We start from the raw sequence: 2,767 nt of genomic DNA, 5'->3' as shown, positions 1-2,767 counted from the left end.
CGGTCATAGTCCGTCCAGGTTAGTCATCCCATGATGGGAGGCCCAGAGGGGGGTGAGCGGGCCTCAGCCGGTCACCGTCCAGGACACCGACCTCGTCATGTAGCGGTCCCGGAAGGCCTCGTCGCGCACCCAGTCGGTGGTGTCCCGGACGGTCGCGGTCACGGTGGCCGTCCGGCCGGGGGCCAGCTCCAACTGCGCGGTGTCCAGCCGGCCGGCGTCCGCGGGCGGCGGGAGCACCGGGACGCCGTCCACCTTCCACTCCACCGTCAACTGCCGGGAGCCGGCCAACGGCAGCGGCCGGACGTCCAGCGTGGGCCGCCCGGCCACCTCGCCGGGTGGCGGCGACGGGGCGTCGGTCGGCCGGACCTTGCGGTAGAGCTCCTCGATGATCGCCTCGCGCGAGGGCAGGTTGTAGGAGCTGCCGAGGGTGCGCATCACCGAGTCGGGGGTGGGCCGGTAGAGGCCGTTGGCGCTGCGGTAGGCCCCGACGGTCCCGGAGCCGTCCGGGGAGACCGCGCCCAGCCAGCGCCACCACTTGGTCTGCTTCTTGCGCATGTCGTCGGCGTTGAGGGTGGAGAGGTTCGGGTAGTCGGCGTCGTCCGGGGCGCTGTCGTACTCGTCGCCGAGGTCCCCGACGGTGTGCCCTATCTCGTGCTGGATGATCCGCCCGGCGTCCGGACTGCCTCCCGCGAGGGTGGTCACCCCGGTACCCCCGGCGCCGCCGTACTCGGTGGAGTTGGCCAGCGCGATCAGGTACTGCGGTCCGGCGCCTTCCCCGGCGTAGCGGGCGGTGGCGGCCTCGTCGGCGCAGAGCAGCCGGGCGGTGCCCTCGCACCAGAAGTGCATGCCGAGCGGGGTGGCGGGGGCGCGGCCGTGGCCATCGGTCTCCGCGATCCCGGAGACCGGGGAGACCACCTCGACCCGCCGTATGTTGAAGAACCCCTGGTAGGTGCGGAACGGCTCGATGTCCATCAGCGAGTGCCAGGCCTTGTCCGCCTGCTGTCGGAAGAGGTCCTGCTGGTCGGCCGTGTAGCCGTCGCCGAGCAGGACCAGGGTGATCCGGTTGACCGGTTCCCCGGTGCGGCGGATGTCGAAGGTCGGAGCGGCCGCCGGCAGCCGCTGGTCGGCGCGGAGCGCGGCGTGCGGCGGCACCGCCCGGTCGGCCGGGGCGTCCGCTCCGATGACGCCGAACGGTGAGGGGCCGACCAGCTCCAGCACGGCCGGGAGTACGGCGGTGGACACCAGTACGAGTGCGGCCGTGCTCCGGACGAGTCGGCCAGGGGTGCCAGCAGGCATACGGGTGCGTCCTCGGTGCTCCGGTCACCCGGTGTCGCCCGGGTGGTGGAGCGGAGACGTACCCGGACCGGCGTGTCGCCCCTACCGGCCGACGCAAATGTCACCGAACTGGCCGAACGATCAGCTTCATCCCAGTCATACCAACGATTCGTTCGGCCCCGTCGGAACCACTCCGGGGGCCCGTCGGAAACTCCGCGAAAAAATTTCGGAACCCACCTGCAACCACTGACGCGGATACGCGTCTGTACGGGTGAAGGCAGGCAGAGAGCGAGACCGGCGGAGCCGGGGGGCGCTTCCGCTCGACAGGAGCGGAGCCGGTCGTCTTCACCCACACACACCGTCAGACCCATGACCCTGGGGAGTCACGTCATGCGCACGTCCGTTATCACCCGTTTTGCGAAGAATGACCGCTCGCTCTCCACCCGCCGCCGCATCGCCGCCATCGCCACCACCGCCGTCCTCGCCGGCGGCATCCAGATCCTCGCCACCGACAGCGCCTGGGCCTGCGGCGCCCCGGACGACGCGCCGGTCACCGCCCCCGCGAAGCCCTCCGCCGAGAACGAGCAGGACCAGTCCGTCGACCTGCACGGCCAGGGCGCCACCGCTGCATTCGTCTCGACCCCGACCGCGATCACCGCCGGTGGCCCCAAGGCGGAGTTCGTCGTCGAGTTCACCAACGGAACCGGCGCCGACTACCACCGGGTCATGCCGGCGATCTCGTTCTCCAACACGCACGGCGCCACGCCCCCGCCCTCGCAGGTCACCGCCGAGGTGATGGTCCACGGCCAGTGGCAGCGGGTGGCACTGCACCGCAGCTGCGACCCGGCGATCAACGGTTCCGCTCCGGCCGCGAGCGCGCCGCTCGCCAACGGCCACTCCGTCCGCTACCGCTTCCGGGTCGGGGTCTCCGCCGACGTGGCCAAGGACATCGACGGGCTCCAGATCATCGCCATGCCGGTGGCCGGCACGGGGGCCACCTTGACCTCGGCGCGGGCGTCCTCATCGCCGTCCGCCGCCTGCGCCACCAGCGCTGACCGACCGCCGACGGCCCCCGAACGGCCCTCGGCACCATCGATCGAAAAAATCTCAGAACCACCCGCAACCCCCGACGGGGATGCGCGTCCATACAGATGAAGGCACGGAGAGCGAGACCGGCGGAGCCGGGGGGCGCTTCCGCTCAGCAGGAGCGGAGCCGGTCGTCTTCACCCACACACACCGTCAGACCCATGACCCTGGGGAGTCACGTCATGCGCACGTCCGTTATCATCCGTTTTGCGAAGAACGACCGCTCGCTCTCCACCCGCCGCCGCATCGCCGCCATCGCCACCACCGCCGTCCTCGCCGGCGGCATCCAGATCCTCGCCACCGACAGCGCCTGGGCCTGCGCCGGGCCCTACCCGGTGACGGCTCCCACCTCGGCCCCCACTGCTCCGGCCGTCACCCACGACGGCGAGCTCCAGGCCGGCTTCCA

The 2,767-nt window shown here is 71.6% G+C and carries 3 protein-coding genes; 2 read left to right on the top strand and 1 reads right to left on the bottom strand.

The window, feature by feature from the left end:
• Positions 1-63: 63 nt before the first annotated feature.
• Positions 64-1,296, bottom strand: a complete 1,233-nt coding sequence (locus tag J0670_RS35025) for a M64 family metallopeptidase (protein ID WP_207816550.1) — start codon at positions 1,294-1,296, stop codon at positions 64-66.
• Positions 1,297-1,665: 369 nt separating this feature from the next.
• Here J0670_RS35025 and J0670_RS35020 point away from each other — a divergent pair, with 369 nt between their 5' ends.
• Together J0670_RS35020 and J0670_RS35015 are read left to right on the top strand one after the other, a co-directional pair.
• Positions 1,666-2,430: a hypothetical protein gene (locus J0670_RS35020; RefSeq protein ID WP_207816549.1), complete on the top strand. Its 765-nt coding sequence runs from the start codon at positions 1,666-1,668 to the stop codon at positions 2,428-2,430.
• 113 nt (positions 2,431-2,543) lie between these two features.
• Positions 2,544-2,767, top strand: a 224-nt coding sequence (locus tag J0670_RS35015; RefSeq protein ID WP_207816540.1) for a hypothetical protein, incomplete at its 3' end; no start/stop codon positions are given.

The sequence above is a fragment of the Streptomyces sp. FH025 genome, from assembly GCF_017427025.1.
Classification (GTDB): domain Bacteria; phylum Actinomycetota; class Actinomycetes; order Streptomycetales; family Streptomycetaceae; genus Kitasatospora.
Note: the sequence above shows the minus strand (reverse complement) of the source record. Positions and strands in the feature narration are given on the sequence as shown.

What these genes read in the sequence shown, in the direction of transcription:
- J0670_RS35025 (WP_207816550.1), bottom strand. Translation starts at nt 1,296, where the DNA reads ATGCCTGCTGGCACCCCTGGCCGACTCGTCCGGAGCACGGCCGCACTC.
- J0670_RS35020 (WP_207816549.1), top strand. Translation starts at nt 1,666, where the DNA reads ATGCGCACGTCCGTTATCACCCGTTTTGCGAAGAATGACCGCTCGCTC.